General features: G+C 68.9%; 18 protein-coding genes. 12 read left to right on the forward strand and 6 right to left on the reverse strand.

Annotated elements, in window-relative coordinates; translation table 11 throughout:
• Positions 1-101 precede the first annotated feature (101 nt).
• Positions 102-725: an RBBP9/YdeN family alpha/beta hydrolase gene (locus BLS50_RS09700; RefSeq protein ID WP_012329348.1), complete on the forward strand. Its 624-nt coding sequence runs from the start codon at positions 102-104 to the stop codon at positions 723-725.
• Between the two features lie 264 nt (positions 726-989).
• On the opposite strand, the gene BLS50_RS09705 is transcribed toward BLS50_RS09700, so the two are convergent.
• Positions 990-1274: a hypothetical protein gene (locus tag BLS50_RS09705; protein WP_074802107.1), complete on the reverse strand. Its 285-nt coding sequence runs from the start codon at positions 1272-1274 to the stop codon at positions 990-992.
• A gap of 553 nt (positions 1275-1827) precedes the next feature.
• Here BLS50_RS09705 and BLS50_RS09715 point away from each other — a divergent pair.
• From BLS50_RS09715 to BLS50_RS09725, 3 genes are read left to right on the forward strand one after another with little or no spacing between them, the layout of a single operon-like run.
• Positions 1828-2586 (forward strand): (2Fe-2S)-binding protein, encoded by a 759-nt coding sequence (locus BLS50_RS09715; RefSeq protein ID WP_069233240.1) that lies wholly within the window; start codon positions 1828-1830, stop codon positions 2584-2586.
• An 18-nt stretch (positions 2587-2604) separates the two neighbouring features.
• The gene (locus BLS50_RS09720; RefSeq protein ID WP_074802109.1) at positions 2605-3606 is read left to right on the forward strand and encodes an FAD binding domain-containing protein; all 1002 of its coding nucleotides are present in this window, start codon (positions 2605-2607) and stop codon (positions 3604-3606) included.
• Positions 3603-5828: a xanthine dehydrogenase family protein molybdopterin-binding subunit gene (locus BLS50_RS09725; protein ID WP_074802111.1), complete on the forward strand. Its 2226-nt coding sequence runs from the start codon at positions 3603-3605 to the stop codon at positions 5826-5828. Before BLS50_RS09720 ends, BLS50_RS09725 begins: the two co-directional genes overlap by 4 nt.
• 21 nt (positions 5829-5849) lie before the next feature.
• On the opposite strand, the gene BLS50_RS09730 is transcribed toward BLS50_RS09725, so the two are convergent.
• Positions 5850-6770, reverse strand: a complete 921-nt coding sequence (locus BLS50_RS09730; RefSeq protein WP_074802113.1) for a LysR substrate-binding domain-containing protein — start codon at positions 6768-6770, stop codon at positions 5850-5852.
• 111 nt (positions 6771-6881) lie between these two features.
• On the opposite strand from BLS50_RS09730, the gene BLS50_RS09735 reads away from it, so the two are divergent.
• Entirely contained in the window at positions 6882-7520 is a 639-nt protein-coding gene (locus BLS50_RS09735; protein WP_074802114.1) for a glutathione S-transferase family protein, read from the forward strand.
• A gap of 67 nt (positions 7521-7587) precedes the next feature.
• Here BLS50_RS09735 and BLS50_RS09740 read toward each other — a convergent pair whose 3' ends face one another.
• Positions 7588-8871 carry an MFS transporter gene (locus tag BLS50_RS09740; RefSeq protein WP_074802115.1) on the reverse strand — a complete coding sequence of 428 codons (1284 nt, stop codon included), beginning with the start codon at positions 8869-8871 and terminating at the stop codon, positions 7588-7590.
• A 106-nt stretch (positions 8872-8977) separates the two neighbouring features.
• On the opposite strand from BLS50_RS09740, the gene BLS50_RS09745 reads away from it, so the two are divergent.
• From BLS50_RS09745 to BLS50_RS09755, 3 genes are all read left to right on the forward strand, one after another.
• Entirely contained in the window at positions 8978-10027 is a 1050-nt protein-coding gene (locus BLS50_RS09745) for a LysR substrate-binding domain-containing protein (protein ID WP_027811665.1), read from the forward strand.
• Between the two features lie 93 nt (positions 10028-10120).
• The gene (locus tag BLS50_RS09750; protein ID WP_011546353.1) at positions 10121-10360 is read left to right on the forward strand and encodes a type II toxin-antitoxin system Phd/YefM family antitoxin; all 240 of its coding nucleotides are present in this window, start codon (positions 10121-10123) and stop codon (positions 10358-10360) included.
• Positions 10360-10740, forward strand: a complete 381-nt coding sequence (locus BLS50_RS09755; protein ID WP_011546352.1) for a type II toxin-antitoxin system VapC family toxin — start codon at positions 10360-10362, stop codon at positions 10738-10740. Before BLS50_RS09750 ends, BLS50_RS09755 begins: the two co-directional genes overlap by 1 nt.
• A 21-nt stretch (positions 10741-10761) precedes the next feature.
• Here the strand turns inward: BLS50_RS09755 and dapA are convergent, their stop codons facing one another.
• A complete protein-coding gene (dapA, locus tag BLS50_RS09760; RefSeq protein ID WP_074802116.1) occupies positions 10762-11655 on the reverse strand; it encodes a 4-hydroxy-tetrahydrodipicolinate synthase in 894 nt (297 codons plus the stop codon).
• A gap of 451 nt (positions 11656-12106) precedes the next feature.
• Between dapA and BLS50_RS09770 the strand changes: the two genes are divergently transcribed.
• On the forward strand, positions 12107-13126 hold the full coding sequence (locus BLS50_RS09770) for a sulfate ABC transporter substrate-binding protein (protein ID WP_074802117.1): 1020 nt from the start codon (positions 12107-12109) through the stop codon (positions 13124-13126).
• 165 nt (positions 13127-13291) lie between these two features.
• On the forward strand, positions 13292-14260 hold the full coding sequence (locus BLS50_RS09775) for an ion channel (RefSeq protein ID WP_074802118.1): 969 nt from the start codon (positions 13292-13294) through the stop codon (positions 14258-14260).
• A gap of 32 nt (positions 14261-14292) precedes the next feature.
• Here BLS50_RS09775 and BLS50_RS09780 read toward each other — a convergent pair whose 3' ends face one another.
• Positions 14293-14907: a glutathione S-transferase family protein gene (locus BLS50_RS09780; protein ID WP_074802119.1), complete on the reverse strand. Its 615-nt coding sequence runs from the start codon at positions 14905-14907 to the stop codon at positions 14293-14295.
• 392 nt (positions 14908-15299) lie between these two features.
• Here BLS50_RS09780 and BLS50_RS09785 point away from each other — a divergent pair, with 392 nt between their 5' ends.
• Both BLS50_RS09785 and BLS50_RS09795 read left to right on the forward strand, forming a co-directional pair.
• Positions 15300-15857, forward strand: coding sequence for a DapH/DapD/GlmU-related protein (locus BLS50_RS09785; RefSeq protein ID WP_074802120.1), 558 nt, complete (start codon positions 15300-15302; stop codon positions 15855-15857).
• A gap of 2039 nt (positions 15858-17896) precedes the next feature.
• Positions 17897-21469, forward strand: a complete 3573-nt coding sequence (locus BLS50_RS09795; protein ID WP_074802121.1) for an indolepyruvate ferredoxin oxidoreductase family protein — start codon at positions 17897-17899, stop codon at positions 21467-21469.
• Positions 21470-21565: 96 nt separating this feature from the next.
• Here the strand turns inward: BLS50_RS09795 and BLS50_RS09800 are convergent, their stop codons facing one another.
• Entirely contained in the window at positions 21566-23233 is a 1668-nt protein-coding gene (locus BLS50_RS09800) for a Na+/H+ antiporter (protein WP_011694427.1), read from the reverse strand.
• Positions 23234-23500 lie beyond the last annotated feature (267 nt).

Genomic DNA, 23500 nt, shown 5'->3' on the forward strand with positions numbered 1-23500 from the left:
CGGGCCGTCGGCCGAGCAAAAGCAAAGCACAAAATATTGGTTCGGTCGCCGCGTACCCGACGCCACAATCGAACCTCGTCTTCAAGGAAGCGAGGGCAATCATGCGCGCATGCAGCAAATCGGCGTGGCCGCCGCGGCTCGTCACCGTTCCGGGCCTGCACGGCAGCGAAGGCGCCCACTGGCAGACCTGGCTCGAGCGTCAGTTCCCGCGCTCGTTGCGCGTCGAGCAGCACGACTGGGACGCGCCCGATCTCGCGGGCTGGGCGCAATCGGTGCGCGCGCTGCTCGATCGCGAGCGCGGCCCGTTCGTGCTCGCCGCGCACAGCTTCGGCTGCCTCGCGGCCGCGCATGCGCTCGCGCAGTGGCCGCACGTGGGCGATGTCGCGGGCGTGCTGTTCGTCGCGCCGGCCAGCCCGAAGAAATTCACCTTTGCCGGGCCGTTCGACGCGCGCCGGCTCGCGGTGCCGTCGATCGTGATCGGCAGCGAGACCGACCCGTGGATGCCGCTCGCCGATGCGCGCGCGCTCGCGCAGCGGCTGGGCAGCGCATTCGTGAACCTCGGCGACGCCGGGCACATCAACACGGCGGCCGGCTTCGGGCCGTGGCCGCGCGCGAAATACTTCATCGACACGCTGGTGCATTGCGCGGCGCCGCTGCGCTTTCGCGACGCGGACGACGGCTTCGAGGCCGCGCTCGTCGATCGCGCGCTCGCGCACGCGGTCTGACGGACGGGTTGCGCGGCGCATGCCGCGCGGCGGCGGTCGCGGCATCGCGCGCCGTCGCGCTTGCGGCGCTTGTGGCGCGCGCACGGGCCTGACGGCGGCCGGGTCCGAATCCCTTGGCCGGCCGGGCTCGGCATCGCCCGTGAGGCGGCGCGACACCGTGCCGTTCGTGCCGTCGCCGACCGTTACGTCATGCCAGCGCCGGCTCGACGTGAGCGCCCGCCGCTCTCCCCGAGCGGTACCGACTTCTATCAGGTGGCGACGGAATCAGCTCGGCGACGACGCGGCCGTGCTGGAGGCCGCTGCATTCGCGGCGGGCTTCGCATCGTCGTCGTCATCGGGCGGGTAGTGCACGACGGGCGGCGCGAGCGGCGCGGCATCGGACGCGGCCGTATTCGCGGTCGCGTCGCTGTTGAACGCGCTGGCGGCGCCGCTCGAGGCGCCGGCCTGCGGCGCGGCGTCGGTCGCGTTGGCGTCGTGCGGTGCGTCGTCGCTGCAGGCGGCGACGAACACGGCGGCACACAGAACGACGGCGACGGAAACGCGACGCATGACTTCTCTCCTGGCAGGCTGATCGGGAAACGTTTTCGAGTATGCCGCCGCGATGCGACGTTTCGGTGAATCGTCTGCGTTCGGGGCGTGATCGCGACAGGTTTTCGTCAGGCTGACCGAAGGCCGTCGCGGCGATCCACCGGCACGCATGGCGGAATTTTCCAGCAGACGCGGATGCTGCGCACATTTACACGGCGCGCCACGCCGCGACCCGGCCGCGGCGACGCGCGCGCCATGCGCGGCATGGCCAATGCGCCCGGCAACTTGCGACCGATGCGCGCCCCGTCACGCCCAAAATCCGGGCGTTATTGCCGCTTCGTCAGCGAACGGCCAGCCGCGCGACAGCGTGGCGTCATGGAGCCGCCATCACCGGCAACGCGGCCAGCTGTTGCCCGGTATGCGCCACGCACAGGCGGCCGGCACTGCACCGGCACGCTGTCCCCACAATTTCGCGGCACCCGAATTGCTCTTTGCCGATGCGCGTGCCGACCGTGCTGCCATTCAGGCACTGGCGGCACATCCGCGTCCATCCACCATGGAGCGAGCAGAAGTCATGTCCAGCGATCGATCCGATTCTCCGTCTGCCGAACCGGCGCGCGATGCCGCCCCGTCGCCGCTCGGGACCAGCCATTCAGCGGGGGCGCCGCCGCTGTCGCACGATACGCCGTCCAGCGCCGCGCGGCGCCGCTTCCTGCAATCCGCGGCGGCTGCCGCGACCGTCAGCGCCGCATCGCACGTTCATTCGCAGCCGCCGTACGCGGCATCCACGCCGGCTGCGCCTCGCCGCGATACGGTGCCGGCGCAGCCCGTGCGTCTCGACATCAACGGACGCGCGTACACGCTGCAGCTGGAACCGCGCGTCACGCTGCTCGACGCGCTGCGCGAATACGCGGGACTCACGGGCACGAAGAAGGGCTGCGATCGCGGGCAGTGCGGCGCGTGCACGGTGCTCGTCGACGGGCGGCGCATCAACGCCTGCCTGACGCTCGCGGTGATGCACGAAGGCGCGCGGATCACGACCGTCGAAGGGCTGGCGCGCGGCGGCGAGCTGAGCCCGGTGCAGCGCGCGTTCGTCGAATGCGATGCGTTCCAGTGCGGCTACTGCACGTCCGGTCAGCTCTGCTCGGCGACCGCGCTGCTCGACGAGTTCGCGGCGGGCGCGGGGAGCGCGGCTACCGACGACGTGCGGCGCCGTCCCGAGCACCTGTCGGACGACGAGATCCGCGAGCGCATGAGCGGCAACCTGTGCCGCTGCGGCGCGTACCCGAACATCGTCGCCGCCGTGCGCGCCGCGCATGCGGCGCACGGCTAGCCGACGGAGGGCACCGCAATGGAAGCGATCTCCTACGAACGCGCGACGGACGTCGCCGGCGCCGTGCGCGCGGCGCAGCGGCCCGGCGCGGCCTTCATCGGCGGCGGCACGAACCTGCTCGACCTGATGAAGGGCGGCGTCGCGCGGCCCGTCACGCTCATCGACATCACGCGGATCGCGGGCCTCGATACGGTCGACGCGCTGCCCGGCGGCGGCGTGCGCATCGGCGCGCTGGTACGCAACAGCGATGCAGCCGACCATCCGCGCCTGCGCGCCGACTATCCGCTGCTGTCGCAGGCGCTGCTCGCCGGCGCGTCCGCGCAATTGCGCAACATGGCGACCGTCGGTGGCAACCTGATGCAGCGCACGCGCTGCCCGTATTTCTACGATCCCGCGTTCGCACAGTGCAACAAGCGCGAGCCGGGCAGCGGCTGCGCGGCGATCGGCGGCCACAACCGGATGCACGCGATCCTCGGCGCGAGCCCGCAGTGCGTGGCGGTGAACCCGTCGGACATGAGCGTCGCGCTCGCCGCGCTCGACGCCGTCGTGCAGGTGAGCGGCCCGCGCGGCGCACGGCAGATTCCGATCGCGTCGTTTCACCGCTTGCCGGGCGACCGGCCCGATCTCGACACGACGCTCGAACCGGGCGAACTGATCACCGCGGTGGACTTGCCGCCGCCGCGCTTTGCCGACCATGCGCACTATCTGAAAGTGCGGGATCGCGCGAGCTACGCGTTCGCGCTGGTGTCGGTCGCGGCCGCGTTGCGGATGGACGGCCCGCGCATCGCCGACGCGCGGATCGCGCTCGGCGGCGTCGCGCACAAGCCGCTGCGTGCGACGGAGGCGGAAGCGCATCTCGCGGGCCGCACGCTAACCGACGCGACGTTGCGCGAGGCGGCCGCGCTGGCGTTGCGCGATGCGCGGCCGCTCGACGGCAATGGCTTCAAGGTCACGCTCGCGCAGCGGGCGATCGTCCGTGCGGTCGAAACGGCGGCCGCCACCACGGGAGGTGCCGCATGAACACGTTGACGGGACAACCACTCGACCGGGTCGACGGTGTGCTGAAGGTGACGGGCGGCGCGCATTACGCGGCCGAATTCTCCGATACGCGGCTCGCGCATGCGGTGCTCGTGACGAGCACGATCGCGTCCGGCCGCATCGAATCGATCGATGCGGCGCGCGCCCGCGCGATGCCGGGCGTGCTGATCGTGATCACGCACGAGAACGCGATGCGGCTGCCCAACGGCGGCCGGCCGCCGCTGTCGCCGCCCGCCGGGCGCCGGCTCACGTTGCTGCAGGACGACACGGTGCGCTACAGCAACGAACCCGTCGCGGTCGTCGTCGCCGAGACGCTCGAGCAGGCGACCGACGCCGCGCATGCGGTGCAGGTGCGTTATCGCGCGAGCGAGGCGGTGGCGGATTTCGGGCAGGCGAAGCGCGGCGCGCGCGTGCCGCCGAAGCAGCAGGGCCGCGCGATGGACACGCAGCGCGGCGACGTCGAGGCCGGCCTGCGCGAAGGCGCGGTGCGCATCGACGCAACCTATACGACGCCGATGCAGCACCACAACCCGATCGAGCCGCACGCGACGATGGCGCGCTGGGACGGCCCGACGCTCACGCTGCATGACGCGACGCAGGGCGTGTCGGGCGCGAGCACGGCGGTGGCCGCCGTGTTCGGCATCGCGCCGGAGCACGTGCGCGTGATTTCGCCGTTCCTCGGCGGCGGCTTCGGTTGCAAGGGTTCGTCGTGGTCGCACGTGTCGTTGTGCGCGATGGCCGCGAAGCAGGTGGGGCGGCCGGTTCGTCTCGCGCTGACGCGGCCACAGATGTTCGGCCCGGTCGGCGGGCGGCCGTTCACCGAACAGCGCATCGTGCTGGCCGCACGGCAGGACGGCACGTTGACCGCGATGCGCCACGACACGATCGCCACCACGTCGACGTTCGAGGACTGGATGGAGATGTGCGGGATGCCGTCGCGCATCATGTATGCGGTGCCGAACCAGGCAACCACGCACCGGATCGTGTCGCTGAACGTCGGCACGCCGACGTTCATGCGCGCGCCCGGCGAGGCGTCGGGCTCGTTCGCGCTGGAATCGGCGATGGACGAGCTCGCGTGGCGGCTCGGCATGGACCCGGTCGCGCTGCGGCTCGCGAATTACGCGGAGGTCGATCCGCAGGACGGCAAGCCGTGGTCGAGCAACAAGCTGCGCGAATGCTACGAGGCCGGCGCGCGGCGCTTCGGCTGGTCGCGCCGCACCGGCGCGCCGCGCACCATGCGCGACGGCGACACGCTGATCGGCCTCGGGATGGCGGCCGCCACGTATCCGGCGAACCGCAGCGAAGCATCGGCGCGGGCGCGCATCCTGCCGGACGGCACGGCCGAAGTCGCGTCGGGCACGCAGGACATCGGCACCGGCACCTACACGGTGATGACGCAGGTCGCGGCCGATGCGCTCGGTTTCGCGCCGCAGAACGTGCGCTTTTCGCTCGGCGATTCCAGTCTGCCGCGCGCGCCGGTATCGGGCGGCTCGCAATCGGCGGCAAGCGTCGCGCCCGCCGTGCGCGAGGCCGCGCTGCAGGCGCGCGCGAAGCTGATCGCGCTGGCGATCGCCGACTCCGGATCGCCGCTGCACGGCGCCGCGGCCGACGACGTGACGGTCGACAGCGGCTGGGTCGTGCATCGCGGCGACCCGTCGCGGCGCGATCCGGCCGCGGCGGTGATCGCGCGTGCGGGCGGCCAGCCGATCGACGCGCAGGCGACGGCGAAGCCTGGCGACGAGAAGTCGCGCTATGCGTCCCATTCGTTCGGCGCGGTGTTTGCCGAAGTGCACGTCGACGCCGAACTCGGCACGATTCGCGTGCCGCGCATCGTCGGCGTCTACAGCGTCGGCCGCCTGCTCAACGCGAAGACGGCGCGCAGCCAGTTGATCGGCGGGATGGTGTGGGGGCTCGGCACCGCGCTCGAGGAAGGCTCGCATCTCGACGTGCGGCACGGCCGCTTCACGAACGCGAATCTCGCCGAATATCACGTCCCCGTGAACGCGGACATCGGCGAGCTCGACGTGAGTTTCGTCGACGAAAACGACACGCATTTCAATCCGCTCGGCATTCGCGGCATCGGCGAGATCGGCATCACCGGCGTGCCGGCCGCGATCGCCAATGCGGTCTATCACGCGACTGGCGTGCGGGTGCGCGATCTGCCGATCACGCTCGACAAGGTGGCGATACCGATGCGCGCGTGAGCGTCGGCATCGGCATTGGCGTCAGCGCCGCGGCGTTCTGCGCCGCACTTCGCTGCGCAGCCAGTCGAGCCAGGTGCGGATCGCGGCTTCGTGTGGATGCCCGGGGCGCCACACGACGTAGTGCGCGTACACGTCGGTGATGCGTACCGTCGACACGCGCACGAGTGTGCCGTCGGCGAGTTCCGGCTCGATCAGCGAGCGGCGCGCGAGCGCGACGCCGCGGCCTTTCAGCGCCGCGTCGATCAGCGCGTTCGTGTCGGTGAAGCGCGGCGCGCGCGCGGATTCGGTGAGGTCGAGCCGCGCGGCCTGGCACCACGGTTCCCACGGCTGCGCGGGATGACGCAGCAACGTCGCGCGCACGAGATCGGCCGGCGTGCGCGGCGCGACGCCGTCGCGATTGCGGTATGCAGGGCTCGCGACCGGGAAGATCGTCTCGTTCATCAGCTTCTCGGCGACGACGCCGGGCCACGTGCCGGGCCCGTAGCGCAACGCGACGTCGATACGGTCGCGCTTGCGCAGCGGCGCGAGCGCCACGTCAGGATGCAGCACGATCGAGATGTGCGGATGTGCGGCAGAGAAGCGCGGCAGGCGCGGCGCGAGCCAGCGCTCGGCGACGCTCGGCAGCACGCTCACGTTCAGCGTCACGTCGCAGGTGCGCGGGCGGCGGCGCACCGCCAGCGTCGGCTCGAACGCGCGTTCGAGCACGCTCAGGCCCTGGCGAACCTGCAGTGCGAGGGCATGCGCGGCGTGCGTCGGCGTCGCGCCGTTGCGTTCGCGCGTGAACAGCGGATAGCCGAGCTGCGCCTCGAGCGTGCGAATGTGCTGGCTGACCGCGCCTTGCGTGAGCGCGAGCTCGTCGGCTGCGCGCGTGAAGCTCTGCAGCCGCACGGCGGCTTCGAACGCGCGCAGCGTCTGCAGCGGAGGGAGGTGGATGCGTCGCATACGGATATTAGTAACACTAATGCCCGAGCACGACAATTCATCGTTTGCCGCGCGGCGGCGTGCGTTCCTACACTCGGTTCCGTCTTCCACAGCCCGTCGGGCCACACCGCCATGAACGCCTATCGTCTCTATCTTTCGCCGGGCGCCTGCTCGCTCGCCGCCCACATCGCGCTGGAGGAAACCGGCGCGCCGTTCGACGTCGGGATCGTGTCCGTGCGCGAGCAGCAGAACCTCGAAGCGCGTTATCTCGCGATCAACCCGAAAGCGCGCGTGCCCGTGCTCGCGATTCCGGGCGAGCCGCGCGTGCTGACCGAAACGCCGGCGATCCTCACGTATCTCGCGCGCCGCTATCCGGATGCGCAATTGCTGCCGCTCGACGATCCGCTGCGCGAGGCGCGGTGCCACGAATGGCTCGCCTGGCTGGTCGGCTGGGTGCATGGCGTCGGTTATGGCGCGCTGTGGCGGCCGGGCCGCTTCATCGACGATCCGGCGCTGCACGGCGCGGTGAGCGCGCATGGGCGCGGCACGATCGACGCCGCGAACGCGTCGATCGAAGCCCTGCTGGCCGACGGCCGCACGTGGGCCGAGCCGGGCGCGCATTCGATCGTCGATCCGTTCCTGCTCGTGCTGTATCGCTGGGGCGTCGCGATCGGGCTCGACATGACGCGGCATCCTGCATGGACCGCCCATGCGCAGCGCGAGGCCGAACGGCCGGCCGCGCGGCGCGCGCTGGCGCGCGAGGCGGCCTGACGAGGGGGTGCGGGCGTCGCGGGTCTTTGCCGCGATGCCCGCGTCGCCCGAGTGAAACGGTCGGCGGCTATTTCGCCGCGAACAGCGGATAGGTCGCGCCCGCGATCAGCGCGGCCGCGAGCCACACCACGCTCCACGAACTCGCGGCGAGCAGCGGCGGAATCGCGAGCGGCGTCGCGAACAGCCCGAGGTAGACGACCGTGTTCGCCATCCCGAGCGCGGTGCCCGCGTGGTTCGCGCCGGCGAGCGTCGCGAGCTCCGTGTACGCGACGCCGTGCCACGCCGACACACAGATGCCGGCGAACACGAGAATCGCGACGATCGCGGCGAGCGGCACATGCGGGCTGCCGGCCGTGGCCGCCGCGAGCAGCGTGAACGACCCGGCCGCGACGAACACGGAGCCGCGCAGGTACGCGCGCCGGTTGCCGTGCCGGTCGGTATGGCGGCCGCTCCAGACGCGCATCACCATCGCGCCGAGCTGCAGCGCGACCATCGCCGCGCTGATGCCGGCGAGGCCGAGCCGGCCGAAGTCGTGCAGGAACACCGTCGCGAACGTGAGCACCGCGAACTGCGGCGCGCACAACAGGCCGATGCCGAGCACGATGCGCCATACGGGGCCGCTCGCGAGCGGATTGCGCGTGGGGCTGGCGGCCTGCGGCCGTTGGGCCGCGCGAGGCGTGGCGACGTATGGGGCGAGGTGCGCCGCGGCCGGCTCGGCGGGCGGCTCGTGCAGCCAGCGCCAGGTGAGCGCGGCCGATCCCGCGCACAGCAGCATCAGCGCACCGAACACCGCGGCAAATCCCGCATGCGACGCGAGCGACGGCAGCAGCGCCGCGCCGAGGCCGCCGCCGAGCGGCACGGCCGTCTGGCGGATGCTCATCGCGAGCCCGCGTTCGCGCTCGCCGAACCAGCGCATCACCGCGCGCCCGCTCGAGCCGTTCACGCTGCCGCCGAGCAGGCCGACGCAGCACATTGCCGCGACGACGCGCATCAGCGGCGGCACCGCGTGCGCGGTCGGGACGATCGTGCACACCATCAGCGCGAGCATCGCGGCCGTCGCGACGAGCCCGGTCAGCAGTACGCGGCGGTCGCCGAAGCGGTCGGCGGCGATTCCCCACGGCAGCTCGGACAGCGCGACGCCGAAGCCGAGCGCGCCGAGCACGAGGCCGAGCGCGCCGTTGTCGAGGTGATAGGCCGAGCGCATCCATACGGCCGTGGTCGGAATACCGGCTGCGGCGGCCGAAAAGCTCAGGTTCGCGGCGACGCCGGCCGCCAGCACGCGCCAGCGATGGGCGGGCCCGCGCACGTCGCGGGCCGGCGAGGAGGGAGAAGCGATGCACGACGTATCCATGACGGTAGGCCCGGTTCGAAGTTGACGTCCACAGTCTGGCGGCCTACATTCATCCTGAAAATCGGAAAGTTTTTGATGAATCGTTCGATAAATCAGGATGATTGAGATGCCCGGACAAGACATTCCGCGCGACGGCGGCGAGCCGCTCGCGGGGGCCGATGCCGCGCTGGCGCGGCCCAACTTCGACGTCGCGGCGCTGCGCAGCCTCGTCGCGGGCGTGGATCTCGGCAGTTTCGCGAAGGCGGCCGACCGCGTCGCGCGCTCGTCGTCGGCGGTGAGCGCGCAGATTCGCAAGCTCGAGGAGCAGGCCGGCACGCCGCTGTTCGTGAAAGCCGGGCGCGGGCTCGCGCTGACCGACGCCGGCGACGCGATGGTGCGCTACGCGCGGCGGATGATCGAGCTGAACGACGAGGCGGCCGCGGCCGTGCGCGGCGTGAAGCTCGACGGCTGGGTACGGGTCGGGCTGCAGGAGGATTTCGGCGAGGCGATCCTGCCCGACGTGCTCGGGCGGTTCGCGCGTGCGCATCCGAAGGTGAAGATCGAGGCGCGCGTCGCGCGCAACGCCGATCTGCTCGACCGGCTCGATGCGAACCAGCTCGATCTGGCGCTCGTGTGGGGCGATCCGGCGTCGGCGGCGCTCGTGTCGCGGGCGGGCATCGACAGCGAAGCGATCGCGCACGTGCCGATGCAATGGATCGGTGCGGTGGCGGGCGGGGGTGTCGGGATGATGGACGGCGGCGGGGATGCGGGTGGGGAGGGCGGTGTGCGCGGTGAGGGCGAGGGCGGCCGTGCCGTGCGTGCGACGGGCGAGCCGTTGCCGCTCGTCGTGTTCGACCGGCCGTGCCGGTTCTTCGGCGCGGCGACCGATGCGCTCGACCGTGCGGGCGTGCCGTGGCGCGTTGCGTTCACGACGCCGAGCCTGGCCGGCTTATGGGCGGCCGCGGCGGCCGGTCTCGGGCTGACGGTGCGCTCGCATTACGGGCTGCCCGCGTCGGTGCGCGTGCTCGATGCAGCGTCGTGCGGGCTGCCGGCGCTGCCGAGCCTGCCGCTGATCCTGCTGCGGCGCACGTCGTCGGCGACGCCGACGGTCGATCGGCTCGCGCGGATCGTGACGCAGGCGGTGGGGGAGGCGACGGAGGGAGCGCTTGCGGCGTGATTCCGGACGCGACGACCAGCCAGTGTCCGAGCGGCTGGACGTTCGGCCTATTGGAGCAATGACGCGAATGTCGTAACAATGGTGGGTCACTCAATGGAGCTCATCATGCAAGTTGCCACTGTCCCCGAAGCCACGCTCGATCTGCAGCGGCTTCTCGATGCCGCGATTGCCGGCGAACGTGTCGTGATCACGCAGGCCGGCAAGCAGGCGGTCCGGCTCGTGCCGCTCAGGCCGATTCATCCATTCGGTGCCCTCGAGGGGCAGATGTGGATTGCGGATGATTTCGATGCACCGCTTTCCGTCGAAGAACTGGCCGCATTCATGGGGAAGTAATGCGGTTGCTGTTCGATACGCACATCTTTCTCTGGGCAGTGGCGAACGATCCGAAACTGAGCGTTCGCGCGCGCAGTTTGATCACCGCTGCCGATGAAGTGTTCGTGAGCAGCGTGAGTATCTGGGAGGTTGCGATCAAGGCCGGGAAGGGAAAGCTGGATGTCGATGTGGATCGTCTGGTCGACAAGATCAACACGAGCGAGTACCGCGAACTGCCGGTTCGAATGGCGCACGGCGCTGCCGTGCGTCATCTACCCCACTACCATCTCGATCCATTCGACCGCCTGCTCGTCGCGCAGGCGTGGTACGAACCGCTGTTGCTCGTGACCGCGGACGGCCATCTTTCGCAGTATGGCGCGTCACGGATTTTGACGGTTTGAAACAGTTTTCGGCGCGAAATCCTACGCCGCCGCGGTAATTTGCGCGGACGCCTCGAGCGTCGCGCAAATCGCCGCCAACCGCTCCCGCAACCCCTCGCTCGCCGGCACGAACGGCAGCCGCAACCCGTCCTCGCACCACCCTTGCGCGGCGAGCACGGCCTTAACCGGCGCCGGGTTGGGTTCCGCGAACAGCGCCGCGACGAGCGGCTGCAGCGCGACCGACAGGCGCCGCGCATCGGCGAGCCGCCCGTCGCGCAGCAGCGCATGGATGCGCACATGCCATTCAGGCAGCACGTGGGCGCTGCTCGCGATCGCGCCGTGCGCCCCCGCGCACATCGCCGCGAAATTCTGGTTGTCGTCGCCGGACAGGATCGCGAGCGGCGTGTCGTGCACGAGCCGGCTCATCCGGTCGAGCGTACCGCCGCATTCCTTGATGCCGGCGACGCGCGAGTCGCACGCGAGCGCCTGCAGCGTGTCCAGTTCGACGTTCACGCCGGTGCGATACGGGATGTTGTAGACGAGCACCGGCAGGTCGGCCGCGTCGACGATCGCTTCGACGTGGCGGCGGATGCCGTCCTGCGTCGGCCGCACGTAGACGGGCGGCGTGACGAGCAGCCCGTCGGGGCGCAGCGCCGCGAGTTCGCGCGCGCGGGCGGCCGCGAAGTGCGTGGCGCTCACGGTCAGCCCGACGACGATCGGCAGCGCGGGCGCCGCATCGCGCAGCGTCGCGAACACCGCGTCCTGTTCGCGCGCGTCGAGCAGCACGCCTTCACCGGTCGTCGCCCCCGCGACGAAGCCTGCGATGCCCGCGGTCGCATAGTGGCGCGCGAGCCGCGCGAGCGCTGCATGGTCGACCTCGCCATGATGAAACGGCGTGATGATCGGCAGCCAGATACCTTCGAAACGTGTGTTCATGCAAAGCCTCATGGTGGAAACGGAGTGGGAAGGAACCGTTCCGCCGGCGGTGTGCCGGAGCGAGGCGTGCGTGCAAGGAGAATGAAACGACCTGCGGGCATCCCGTCCGGCATTCGCCTGACGGGACGCGACGTCCCCGTCAGTCGAGGAGTCGTTTTTTCAGTTTCAGCCCGGCCGCGCGCGCACCTGCCGCGACGGCGGCGAGGATCGAGGGCGAGCGCAGGGTAGCGGACATGGATGAACCGTGAGTGGGCTGAGCGGCGATCTTAACACCGGGGCGGCGGCGCGCGCGAGCCCCGGCCGCCGTTTAGCAGAATTCGAGATTTGCTTTCCACGACTGATTGGAAGGCGCGCCGCGGCCGGCCGCTAGAATGCCCGCTTACGTTTCGATGACAGCGCGTACGCGTGCGGTCACGCACATTCACCACCACTGGAAACGGGGCATATCACGATGGCAAGCATCAAGGGGATCGGCCGCTGGCTGCACACGGGCACGGCGGCGGCGCTGGTCGTGGCGGCGACGGCCGCGTACGCGGATACGTCGATCCTGAACGTGTCGTACGACGTGACGCGCGAGCTGTACAAGGACATCAACACGAGCTTTGCCGCCGCCTATAAGCAAAAGACCGGCGAGACGGTCACGATCAAGCAGTCGCACGGCGCATCGAGCGCGCAGGCGCTGTCGGTGCTGCAGGGGTTGCAGGCCGACGTCGTGACGATGAACCAGCCGAACGACATCGACCTGCTCGCCGAGCGCGGGCAGCTTCTGCCCAAGGACTGGCGCGCGCGCTTCCCGGACAACAGCTCGCCGTACTCGACGACGATGGTGTTCCTCGTGCGCAAGGGCAACCCGAAGGCGATCAAGGACTGGAGCGATCTCGCGAAGCCGGGCGTCCAGGTGATCATCGCGAACCCGAAGACGTCGGGCAACGGCCGCTATGCGTATCTCGCCGCATGGGGCTTCCAGAAGCAGAAGGGCGCGACCGACCAGCAGGCCCTCGACTTCGAGAAGGCGATCTTCCGCAACGTGCCGGTGCTCGATTCGGGCGGCCGCGGCGCGACGACGACGTTCACGCAGCGCGGCATCGGCGACGTGCTCGTCACGTTCGAGAACGAGGTCGCGCTGATGGACACGGGCGCGTCGGGCGCGGAATTCGACCCCGTGTATCCGTCGGCAAGCATCCTCGCGGAGCCGCCCGTCGCCGTCGTCGACAAGGTGGTCGACAAGAAGGGCACGCGCAAGGTCGCGCAGGCGTATCTCGACTACCTGTACACGCCGGAAGCGCAGGAGATCATCGCGCAGCACCATCTGCGCCCGCGCGACGCGGCCGTGCTGAAGAAGCATGCGGCCGAGTTCAAGGCGCTGAAGACGTTCAGCGTCGAGCAGGTCTTCGGCAGCTGGGCGAACGCGCAGAAGACCCATTTCGCCGACGGCGGTACGTTCGACCAGGTGATCGTCGACCGGAAGTGAGCGCGGTGAGCGCGACGCGCGGGTTCGCATGACGACGCAGCCGGCCGCTCGTGCGGCCGGCTTTTTTTACGCCTGCGCGGCGCGTTGCCGTTCCAAACCGGCCCGCATTCCCGGCCGCCGCCGCGCGTGCTACGCTCATCGCCTCCCTGCAACCGGCGCCGCGCGATGAACGTCGATTCGTCCTCCCCAGCCTCCCGCGGCCGTGGCCGCAAGATCTGGTCGGGCACCCGCCCGGTGATCGCGTACGGGATGCCGCCGCTCGGCTGGCGCGACTTCTACCATCGCGCGCTGACGGTCAGCTGGCCCGTGTTCTTCCTGTCGCTCGCGGTGTTGTTCCTGCTGCTCAACGGCGGCTTCGCGACGCTCTATCTGCTCGGCCATGCGCCGATCGCGAACCAGTCGCCGGCCGGCTTCGGCGGCGCGTTCTTCTTCAGCGTCGAGACGCTTGCGACCGTCGGCTACGGCGACATGCATCCGCAGACGGTCTATGCGCACCTCGTCGCGACGTTCGAGATCTTCGTCGGGATGTCGGGCATCGCACTGGCCACGGGGCTCGTATTCGCGCGGTTTTCGCGGCCGCAGGCGAAGATCCTGTTCGCGCGCTACGCGATCGTGCGGCCGCTGAACGGCCGGATGACGCTGATGGTGCGCGCCGCGAATGCCCGCCAGAACGTGATTGCCGAGGCGCAGGCGAAACTGCGGCTGATGCGCGTCGAAGGCACGCACGAGGGCTACTCGCTGCGCAAGATTCACGACCTGCCGCTCGTGCGCAACGAGCATCCGATCTTCCTGCTCGGCTGGAACCTGATGCACGTGATCGACGAGTCGAGCGCGCTGTTCGGCGAGACGCCCGAGTCGCTCGCCGCGCGCGAAGCGTCGCTGCTGATCACGATCGAGGGCTCGGACGAGACCACCGCGCAGGTCATGCAGGCGCGTCATGAGTGGGCGCATGACGCGATCCGCTGGGGCCACCGCTATGTCGACCTGATGCACGATGAGGACGGCATCACGCACATCGATTACACGCATTTTCATGAAGTCGTGCCGATCGACGTCGATACCGACGAGCGCGGTTCGCCGGGTGTGGTGATCGACGCGGGTGCGTCGGCGCCGGGGTCGGCCGCGCAGGCGTGATCAAGGGCGGCGGGGCGCCGCCCCGTCGCGCGTCATGCGTGCAGCAGACGCGCCGCTTCGCGCTGTTCGATCGCGACCGCGCGGCGGAACGCGTCGCGGTCCTCGGCGCGTGCGACGTAGTCGCCGAGCACGCCTTCGTGCGGTAACAGATGCGCATCGAACGCGATCTTCAGCGTGCTGGCGAGCAGCAGATCGGCCGCGGTGAAGCGCTCGCCGACGAGCCAGCGGCTGTGGGCGAGCGCTTGTGCGAGGGCGCGCTGCACGCGCGTGATATTGCCCCAGCCGAATGCGACCGGGTTGCCCGACGCGCCGGTGAATTTCTCGGCCATCGCCGGTTCGAGGCAGGTCGGCGTGAAGAACATCCACTGGAGGAAGCGGCCGCGCAGCGGATCGTCGGGCGCGACGCCGAGCCCGGCGTCCGGGCAACGGTCGGCAAGATAGAGCAGCACGGCGCCCGATTCGGCGAACGGGGCGCTGCCGTCGTCGAGCGCGGGCAGCTTCGCCATCGGGTTGACTTGCACGAACGCGTCGCTGCCCTGTTCGTGCGAGCGCAGGTCGATCGGCACGAGTTCGTACACCACGCCGATTTCCTCGAGCATCCACAGCGCCCGGAATGCCCGGGTCTTCGGCCAGTAGTAGAGCTTCATCGCGCCTCCGCGTTTGGGTGCTGCTGTCGATCCGGTCGATGCTCAAGCGTACCCGAGCGCGGGAGGTTGGGACAGGGGCGCCCGGCTAGGGGCACAGGGCCAAGGGCGTCCGGCAACGGGTACCGGGTTCGGTTGCACGCAGTTGATTCGATGCGCTGGGGCAGCGGTGAATCGCGGGAGATGACCCGCAGAGCCTTGTGTGACTGAAGTTCGTAATATAACTAGTTATAGTAAAACTAGTTATGAAAATTCAGAGAAATCCTTTGCGCGAACCAGCATTGCTACACTGCGCCCGGCTCATTGCCCAGTACCCACGCATACGGTAACGCAATCGCCCGGCCGCGCTCGCCGACGCATCACGCACCGTCGCACTCACCGGAGACAAGTCACGCATGGCAACCGACGATCGCACCACGATCATTCCGCGCAGAACGCCCGAATCGGCGGCCATGGTGGCCGAGGTCAAGCGGGCGATGGCGATCACCGCGCGGCTCAACCGCCTGACGTTCGACGATGCGGCGGACGTACGCGCATTGTTCGGTGAACTGATCGGCTCGCAGGTGGACGACGGCTTCATGCTGATCCCGCCATTCCATGCGACGGGCGGCGCCGGCATGAAGCTCGGGCGCAACGTGCTCGTCAATCAGAACTGCACGTTCTACGACCTGGGCGGACTCGAGATCGGCGACGACGTGATGATCGGCCCGAACGTCAGCCTGATCACGTCCGGTCATCCGGTCGAGCCTTCGCGGCGGCGCGACGGCGTGATCGCGAAGCCGATCGTGATCGAGCGGAACGTGTGGATCGGCGCGGGCGCGACGATCATCGGCGGCGTGACGATCGGCGAGAATGCGGTCGTCGCAGCCGCGGCCGTCGTTACCCGGGACGTTCCGCCGAATATGCTGGTCGGCGGCAATCCGGCGAAGATCATCCGGTCGATTGCTGAATAACGTCGCCCGGGTGTGCGCGCCGGTGCGATGAAGCATCGGCGGAGGGATGTGGACAACCGCTTACCACGATCACTCGAAACGCTGTGCATTTGAACGGTGAGCGTGCCGCCGAGGCCGGCCCGACAAGCCTTTCCAGCTTTTCCCGATTGTTGCGTGCCGAGTCGTCCGTCGATCGGCAGAGGAAGATCCGGGCGTGCGCCGGTTGTGGATATCTGCGGCCCGAAACGACTCGGCGCGCTGTGGTTTTCACAGGTGAGGGTGACCGGACGCTGCGCGATACATGAAGCGGGTTGTGGACAACTTGCGGCAAATCGAAGCGAAATGCTGTGAAAGTCAACGGTGAGTGTCGCGCCCGATCTGGCGGTGTGCCTGCATTGGCACGGGTTTCCGGTCGTTGCCGTGGTTCGGAGCGCCGCGCATTCTAGCCGAATGGCGCAGCGTGCATGACCGCGATCCGCAGACCCGACACGTCGACATCCGGCTCCGGCCCCCAATCGAAGGGCTGTGCATTCTAACGGTGAGCGCCGGCGCGTGGTTCGCAATATGCAGATTTCGACGTGCCTATCCGCGTTCCCCAGCGACTCGGCGCGCTGTGCAATTCAATGGTGAGCGTCAGCCGGCGATCGGCGCGAGGGCCGTCGGAATGCTGCCGTTCGACCGCCGAGGCCGCACGAAGCGGTGTTCCTGTCCGACCCGGGCGCAAGGTAGCGAGCAACGACGACGCGCGTGCCCGTGTGGATATCCGTCGGCAGAAACGACCCGCGACACTGTGTATTTTGACGGTGAGCATCCGTGCCCGACCGCATGACGAGCCGCTTCCGGTATGGATTGCCCCTTGGCGGTACGCTTCGAAACGTGCGTCAGCTATTGATCGGAGAACGCACGTCCATGTGGATATCCGTCCGTCGAAACGACTCGCGGCACTGTGTATTTCGACGGTGAGCATCCGCACCCGATCGGTTGACGAGCCGCTTCCGGTATGGATTGCCACTCGTCGGTAGCCTTCGAAGCGTGCTTCTCTTATCGATCAAGCGCGTTCGCTCATGTGGATATCCGTCCGTCGAAACGACTCGCGGCACTGTGTATTTCGACGGTGAGCATCCGCGTCCGATCGGGTGACGAGCCGCTTCCGATATGGATTGCCCCTTGGCGGTACGCTTCGAAACGTGTGTCAGCTATCGATCGGAGAACGCACGTCCATGTGGATATCCGGCCTGCTCAATCACTCGAAGCGCTGTGGTTTTCAACGGTGAGGGTGCGCGTATGGCCGGGAGGCAACGCAGTTCCGCGTGGACAACTACCCCGCCAGCCAGTCGAAGCCCTGTGTATTTCAACGGTGAGAGCGAGCCGGCAATCGCTCGACCAGCGTGTTCAGGCGAGATGTCCAGCCGGCAAACCCACGCTCGCCCTGTGTATTCGAACGGTGAGCGCAGACGGAGGACCGCGCGAAACGCGCGGTTTCCGATGTGGATATCCGCCGCCGAAACCCACTCGCCAATCTGTGAATTTCAACGGTGAGCGCCGCCTGAGCGCCCCGCATGCCGATTCCTGATGTGGATATCCCGGCCCCGACGCCACTCGAAACGCTGTGCAATCGAACGGTGAGTGCGCGAGCCGATCAACAGAGGGGCGCGGCATTGTGGACATCCGACGTCGCCAGCCAATCGGAACGCTGTGCATTCCAACGGTGAGGGTGACGGCCCAATGCCCCGAAACCCTTGTCGCAGGGGGCTCGATCGCCATCCGCCCTGCTGACGGGCGAGCCCTGCGGCACGCCTCGCCTTTTCCGCCGGACCATCCGACCGCCGCGACCCGCCTCCCCATCACACTCCGGCCGCCCCGAGCGAGAACTCTCTCAAATCCCGTCAAAAAGCTGCGCAGTTTTTCTCACGGCAGGCCCCTCCGAGCAAGATGAGAAAAAACATTCTCGGCCGCGCGCGAAAAAATAGAGCCATTCGCTGCCGGGACCCTGCGTCATCCGACGCCCCGCCGCGCACGGCCCAGAACAGCACGACAGCACAATCCGGAGACATCCCCTCATGACCGCCCGCCTGCCCGTCGACGGCACGCCTGCCCTGTCCGACTACCGCCTGACCGACAACCTGACCGCGACGCGCGGCCGGATCTTCCTGACCGGCACGCAGGCGCTGATCCGCCTGCTGCTGATGCAGCGCGCGGTCGATACCGAACAGGGGCTCAACACGGCCGGCTTCGTCAGCGGCTATCGCGGTTCGCCGCTCGGCATGGTCGACCAGCAGCTGTGGAAGGCGAAGAAACTGCTCGACGCCAGCAGCGTGCGCTTCCTGCCCGCGATCAACGAGGAACTCGGCGGCACGGCCGTGCTCGGCACGCAGCGGGTCGAGGCCGACCCGGAGCGTACGGTCGAGGGCGTGTATGCGATGTGGTACGGCAAGGGCCCGGGCGTCGATCGCGCGGGCGATGCACTGAAGCACGGCAACGCGTACGGTTCGTCGCCGCACGGCGGCGTGCTGGTCGTCGCGGGCGACGACCATGGCTGCGTGTCGTCGTCGATGCCGCACCAGAGCGATTTCGCGATGATGGCGTGGCACATGCCGGTCGTGAACCCGTCGAACATCGCCGACATGCTCGAATTCGGCCTGTACGGCTGGGCGCTGTCGCGCTACTCGGGCGCGTGGGTCGGCTTCAAGGCGATCTCGGAAACGGTCGAGTCGGGCTCGACCGTCGACCTCGATGCATTGCAGACGCGCTGGCCGGCGCCGGAAGGCTTCACGCCGCCGGCGGGCGGCCTGCACAACCGCTGGCCCGACCTGCCGAGTCTCACGATCGAGGCGCGTCTCGCGGCGAAGCTCGACGCGGTGCGTCATTTCGCGCGTGCCAACAGCATCGACAAGTGGATCGCGCCGAGCACGCAGGCGAACGTCGGCATCGTCACCTGCGGCAAGGCGCACCTCGACCTGATGGAAGCGCTGCGCCGCCTCGACCTGACGGTCGCCGATCTCGACGCGGCCGGCGTGCGGATCTACAAGGTCGGCCTGTCGTATCCGCTCGAAATGACGCGCATCGAAACCTTCGTCGACGGGCTCGCCGAAGTGCTGGTGATCGAGGAGAAGGGCCCGGTCATCGAGCAGCAGATCAAGGACTACCTGTACAACCGCACCGAAGGCGCCCGCCCGCGCGTGCTCGGCAAGCACGACGCGGCCGGTGCGTGCCTGCTGTCCGAGCTCGGCGAGCTGCGTCCGTCGCGCATCCTGCCGGTGTTCGCGGAATGGCTCGCGCGGCACAAGCCGGCGCTCGACCGGCGCGAGCGCGTGGTCGATCTCGTCGCGCCGCAGATCCTGTCGAACGAGGCCGACGCGGTGAAGCGCACGCCGTATTTCTGCTCGGGCTGCCCGCACAACACGTCGACGAAGGTGCCGGAAGGCTCGATCGCGCAGGCCGGCATCGGTTGCCACTTCATGGCGTCGTGGATGGAGCGCGACACGACGGGGCTGATCCAGATGGGCGGCGAGGGCGTCGACTGGGCCGCGCACGCGATGTTCACCAACACGAAGCACGTGTTCCAGAACCTCGGCGACGGCACCTACTTCCACTCGGGCATCCTCGCGATCCGCCAGGCGGTCGCCGCGAAAGCGAACATCACGTACAAGATCCTCTACAACGACGCGGTCGCGATGACGGGCGGCCAGCCGGTCGACGGCAGCATCTCGGTGCCGCAGATCGCGCGGCAGGTCGAGGCGGAAGGCGTGTCGCGCTTCGTCGTCGTGTCGGACGAACCGGAGAAGTACGACGGCCATCACGGGCAGTTCCCGACCGGCACGACGTTCCATCACCGCAGCGAACTCGACGCGGTGCAGCGTGAATTGCGCGAAACGCCGGGCGTCACCGTGCTGATCTACGACCAGACCTGCGCGGCCGAGAAGCGTCGCCGCCGCAAGAAAGGCGAATTCCCCGACCCGGACAAGCGCCTGTTCATCAACGACGCGGTGTGCGAAGGCTGCGGCGACTGCGGCGTGCAGTCGAACTGCCTGTCGGTCGAGCCGCTCGAGACGCCGCTCGGCCGCAAGCGCCGCATCGATCAATCGTCGTGCAACAAGGACTATTCGTGCGTGAACGGCTTCTGTCCGAGCTTCGTGACGGTCGAAGGCGCGGCGCTGAAGAAGGCGGCCGGCGCCGCGTTCGACGAAGCCGCGCTCGCCGCGCGTGTCGACGCGCTGCCGGTGCCGGCGACGCACCTCGACGCGGCGCCGTTCGACATGCTCGTGACGGGCGTGGGCGGCACCGGCGTCGTGACGGTCGGCGCGCTGATCAGCATGGCCGCGCATCTCGAAGGCAAGAGCGCATCGGTGCTCGACTTCATGGGCTTCGCGCAGAAGGGTGGCTCGGTGCTGTCGTTCGTGCGGATCGCGTCGAGCGACCGCTGGCTGAACCAGGTGCGCATCGACACGCAGCAGGCCGACGTGCTGCTCGCGTGCGACATGGTCGTCGGCGCGAGCGCCGAGGCGCTGCAGACGGTGCGTCACGCGCGCACGCGGATCGTCGTCAACACGCACCGGATTCCGAACGCATCGTTCGTGCAGAACCCCGACGCGAACCTGCATGCGGACGCATTGCTTGAAAAAATGCACCACGCGGCCGGCGACGGCTACCTGTCGAGCTGCGACGCGCAGGCGCTCGCCGCGAAATTCCTCGGCGATTCGATCGGCGCGAACATCCTGATGCTCGGCTACGCGTGGCAGCTCGGCCTCGTGCCGGTGTCGCTCGCCGCGATGATGCGCGCGATCGAGCTGAACAACGTCGCGGTGCCGATGAACAAGCTCGCGTTCTCGATCGGCCGGATGGCGGCCGGCGACGCGGCGGGCCTCGACGCGTTGTGGAATGCGCGTCATGCGGTGGCCGTCCACGCCGCGCCGGAGACGCTTGCCGAGCTGATCGCCGATCGCGAGGCGCGCCTCGATGCCTACGGCGGCGCGCGCTACGTCGAACGCTACCGTGCGCTGGTGAACGCGGCGCGCGCGAAGGGCGACGATGCGCTGACGCGCGCGGTCGCGACGACGTTCTATCGGCTGCTCGCGGTGAAGGACGAATACGAAGTCGCGCGGCTGTACACGGACGACGCGTTCCGCACGGCGCTCGAAGCGCAGTTCGAAGGCGTGCCGGGGCAGACGTACCGCGTGAAGTTCAACCTGGCGCCGCCGACGGTCGCGAAGGCCGGCAGCGACGGCAGCACGCCGAAGAAGCGCGTGTTCGGCCAGTGGATGTGGCCGGTGTTCGGCATGCTGGCGCGCGTGCGCAGCCTGCGCGGCACGTGGCTCGATCCGTTCGGCCGCACGGTCGAGCGCAAGATGGAGCGCGCGCTGGCCGACGACTACGAAACGACACTCAAGCGTGCGTTCGCCGCGATGACCCCCGGCAATGCGGCGCAGGTCGTGCAACTGGCCGATCTGCACGCCCGCGTGCGCGGCTTCGGTCACGTGAAAGTGCGCAACCTGGCCGGCGTGAAGCGTGCGGAACGCGAGCTCGCGCTGCAGCTCGGCATCGACGCGGCGACGAGCGCGGCCGTGCAGCATGCGCTCGACGAGATGAAGGGCGCGGGGACGCTGAAGGGGATTCCGGTCGTCGTCGCGAAGTAACGCGAGCGTGAGTGGATGTGAAAACGGCGATGCTCGTGCGAGCGTCGCCGTTTTTTTATGGTCCTCGGTGGCTGCGCGCAGGCCGCATCCGGCCCGTCAAACAATGCCTTTCTTGCGCGTCGACAGCGCGGTTTCAGACAGGTCGATCTCGCGGAGCAGCTTCGTCAGCGTCTCGTCGGAAATCTTGCTGTCGCTGCGCAGCCGGTACAGCGCCGAGCGTTCCGCGCGCACGGCCGCGATCCGCATCTGCAGCTCCATCGTTTCGGCCTGCTGCGCTTGCGCGCGTGGCGTGGGGCCGTCGTCGGCCAGCGCGGCGAGCCGGCGGCGATATTGATCCATCACGCGCGCGGAGATGTCCGCGCAGCGCGCCGCGCCCGATTCGTCGAGATCGGCCGAGATCGCGTCGTGCGACGAATCGATCGCGCGGATCGCGGCCTGCGCGGCGGCCGAGCGTGCGATGCGTTCCTCGTTGCCGAGCGGGTTGCGCGTCGAGCGCACGCCGCGCAGCAGCAGCGGCAGGCCGATCACCCCGACGATCAGCGAGCCGAGGATCACGGCCGACGCGATGAAGATTGCGGTGTCGCGGCCCGGCAGCGGTGCGCCGTCGGACAGCGCGACCGGAATCGACAGCACGCCGGCGAGCGTGACCGCGCCGCGCACGCCGCCGACCGTCATCACCGCGATCGTGCGTACGCCGGCCATCGTGCCGGCGAGGCCATGGCGCGCGGCGCGGCGGCTCGCGAACCAGCGCAGCAGCCATACCCACAGGAAGCGGATCGCATACAGCGCGAGCATCATCGCGCAGACGTTGAAGATCATGCGGCCGACCAGCGCGTCGCTCGTATGGTGCGCGTCGACGAGCGCGCGGCCGATGATGTGCGGCAACTGCAGCCCGAGCATGATGAACACCATGCCGTTGAACACGAATTCGATCATCGCCCACGTGCTTTCGGCGCGCACGCGCGACGCGACCGTGCTTTTGCGCGAGAAGCTCGTGTAATTCATCATCATCCCGGCCGACACGGCCGCGAGCACGCCCGACAGGTCGAGGTGCTCGGCGAACAGGTAGGCGGCGAACGGCACCAGCAGCGTCATCACGATGCCCGGGGCCGGATCGCCTTCCTGCTCGGCATTCAGGAAGCGCGTCGACAGCGCGCTGAACACCCACGACACGATCGCGCCCGTCGCGAGCCCGCCGGCGGCGACGATCACGAACGTGACCGACGCGGCGCGCAGCGAGAACACGCCCGTCAGCGCGGCCGCGATCGCGAACTTCAGCGCGACGAGGCCCGACGCGTCGTTCATCAGCGCCTCGCCTTCGAGGATGTGCATCAGTTGCGGCGGAATGCGACCCTTGCCGGCGATGCCTGACAGCGCGACCGCGTCGGTCGGCGACAGCACCGCAGCGAGCGCGAACGCGATCGGCAGCGGCAACTCGGGAATCAGCCAGTGTGCGAAGTAGCCCACTGCGAGTACCGTCATGAACACGAGCCCGAACGCGAGCATCAGAATCGCGCGGCGCTGCAGGTAAAGCTCGCGTTTCGGAATCCGCCAGCCGTCCGCGAACAGCAGCGGCGGAATGAACAGCAGCATGAAGATCTCGGGATCGAACGTGACGTGCAGGTTCAGCTTCGGCCACGCGAGCATCGCGCCGAACGCGATCTGCATCAGCGGCAGCGGCAGTTGCAACGGCAGGAGACGCGTGACGGCGCCGGACAGTGCGACGGTCAGCAGCAGAATGAGGACTGTGAAAACGATTTCCATCGATACGGCGAATGACGTGAAATGAAACGATCGTACGGAGTGTAGCGTGCCGACGTGACGGGCGCGTTCAAGCGGTCGGTGCGTGCGCACGGAAATGGTGCGCGAGTAGCGCGCCACGGTGGTGCGGTGGCCGCGTGCGGCCGCGCGGCGCATGGGTTCTGCGCGCCTTGCACGGAGCTTGCTTGAAGGTGGGCAGCCACCCGGCCCGCGCCGGGCAACCGAGGGTCCAACCATGACATTGCGCGCCGTCCCGTTCGTCGTCCGTTT

This window comes from Burkholderia orbicola (assembly GCF_900100915.1).
Taxonomy (GTDB): Bacteria; Pseudomonadota; Gammaproteobacteria; order Burkholderiales; family Burkholderiaceae; genus Burkholderia; species Burkholderia orbicola.

Bases quoted from the DNA above. Each gene is read 5' to 3' on its own strand.
- dapA (WP_074802116.1), bottom strand. From the start codon at position 11,655: ATGAACACACGTTTCGAAGGTATCTGGCTGCCGATCATCACGCCGTTT.
- BLS50_RS09775 (WP_074802118.1), top strand. From the start codon at position 13,292: ATGAACGTCGATTCGTCCTCCCCAGCCTCCCGCGGCCGTGGCCGCAAG.
- BLS50_RS09730 (WP_074802113.1), bottom strand. From the start codon at position 6,770: ATGCGACGCATCCACCTCCCTCCGCTGCAGACGCTGCGCGCGTTCGAA.
- BLS50_RS09700 (WP_012329348.1), top strand. From the start codon at position 102: ATGCGCGCATGCAGCAAATCGGCGTGGCCGCCGCGGCTCGTCACCGTT.
- BLS50_RS09750 (WP_011546353.1), top strand. From the start codon at position 10,121: ATGGAGCTCATCATGCAAGTTGCCACTGTCCCCGAAGCCACGCTCGAT.
- BLS50_RS09740 (WP_074802115.1), bottom strand. From the start codon at position 8,871: ATGGATACGTCGTGCATCGCTTCTCCCTCCTCGCCGGCCCGCGACGTG.
- BLS50_RS09780 (WP_074802119.1), bottom strand. From the start codon at position 14,907: ATGAAGCTCTACTACTGGCCGAAGACCCGGGCATTCCGGGCGCTGTGG.
- BLS50_RS09715 (WP_069233240.1), top strand. From the start codon at position 1,828: ATGTCCAGCGATCGATCCGATTCTCCGTCTGCCGAACCGGCGCGCGAT.
- BLS50_RS09755 (WP_011546352.1), top strand. From the start codon at position 10,360: ATGCGGTTGCTGTTCGATACGCACATCTTTCTCTGGGCAGTGGCGAAC.
- BLS50_RS09720 (WP_074802109.1), top strand. From the start codon at position 2,605: ATGGAAGCGATCTCCTACGAACGCGCGACGGACGTCGCCGGCGCCGTG.
- BLS50_RS09800 (WP_011694427.1), bottom strand. From the start codon at position 23,233: ATGGAAATCGTTTTCACAGTCCTCATTCTGCTGCTGACCGTCGCACTG.
- BLS50_RS09725 (WP_074802111.1), top strand. From the start codon at position 3,603: ATGAACACGTTGACGGGACAACCACTCGACCGGGTCGACGGTGTGCTG.
- BLS50_RS09770 (WP_074802117.1), top strand. From the start codon at position 12,107: ATGGCAAGCATCAAGGGGATCGGCCGCTGGCTGCACACGGGCACGGCG.
- BLS50_RS09735 (WP_074802114.1), top strand. From the start codon at position 6,882: ATGAACGCCTATCGTCTCTATCTTTCGCCGGGCGCCTGCTCGCTCGCC.
- BLS50_RS09745 (WP_027811665.1), top strand. From the start codon at position 8,978: ATGCCCGGACAAGACATTCCGCGCGACGGCGGCGAGCCGCTCGCGGGG.
- BLS50_RS09785 (WP_074802120.1), top strand. From the start codon at position 15,300: ATGGCAACCGACGATCGCACCACGATCATTCCGCGCAGAACGCCCGAA.
- BLS50_RS09705 (WP_074802107.1), bottom strand. From the start codon at position 1,274: ATGCGTCGCGTTTCCGTCGCCGTCGTTCTGTGTGCCGCCGTGTTCGTC.
- BLS50_RS09795 (WP_074802121.1), top strand. From the start codon at position 17,897: ATGACCGCCCGCCTGCCCGTCGACGGCACGCCTGCCCTGTCCGACTAC.